The 592-nt window shown below is 38.2% G+C and carries 1 pseudogene; it reads left to right on the forward strand.

Annotation, left to right across the window (positions count from 1 at the left end):
- Nucleotides 1-273 precede the first annotated feature (273 nt).
- Nucleotides 274-592, forward strand: a pseudogene (locus WMO25_RS18695) (butyryl-CoA:acetate CoA-transferase); the annotation flags it as partial.

A 592-nucleotide genomic window follows, 5' to 3' on the forward strand; every position in this document is an offset into this window, starting at 1 on the left:
CTTATCGCTTATAGTCGCTACATTGTTATTAAATTATCATAATATTGTCGATTATTGATAAATTTTATGAAAAATAAGTGGTATGGTGAGAGATAAAACCTGTCTTAAATAGTTCATATGCGGATAATTAGCATGCACACTGCATGTTTAGCTTCTGATACGGCGAATTTATTGACCTTTTCATAAAATCGTGCTATACTAGACATTGTTAAAAAAATATCTTGATTGGTTCGATAAGTAAAAGGGAGAATATTTGTAGAAGGAGGAAACAATATGGATTACAATAAGCTTTATGCGTCAAAGCTGTGTACAGCGAAGGAAGCTGTCAAGGATGTTACAAGTGGTGATTGGGTAGATTATGGCTGGTGTACAGGACATCCGGTTGCTTTGGATAAGGCATTGGCAGAGAGAATGCCGGAACTGGAAGATGTGAAGATTCGTGGCGGAATCGCATTATGACGTCCGGCTATTTTTGATATTGAGAACCCGGCAGATCATTTTTGCTGGAATTCCTGGCATATGTCCGGAATCGAACGTAAGGCAGTGAATGAGGGATTTGCCTTTTATGCACCTATTCGTTATTCTGAACTGC

The sequence above is a fragment of the Coprococcus intestinihominis genome, assembly GCF_040096555.1.
GTDB classification, from domain to species: domain Bacteria; phylum Bacillota; class Clostridia; order Lachnospirales; family Lachnospiraceae; genus Coprococcus_A; species Coprococcus_A intestinihominis.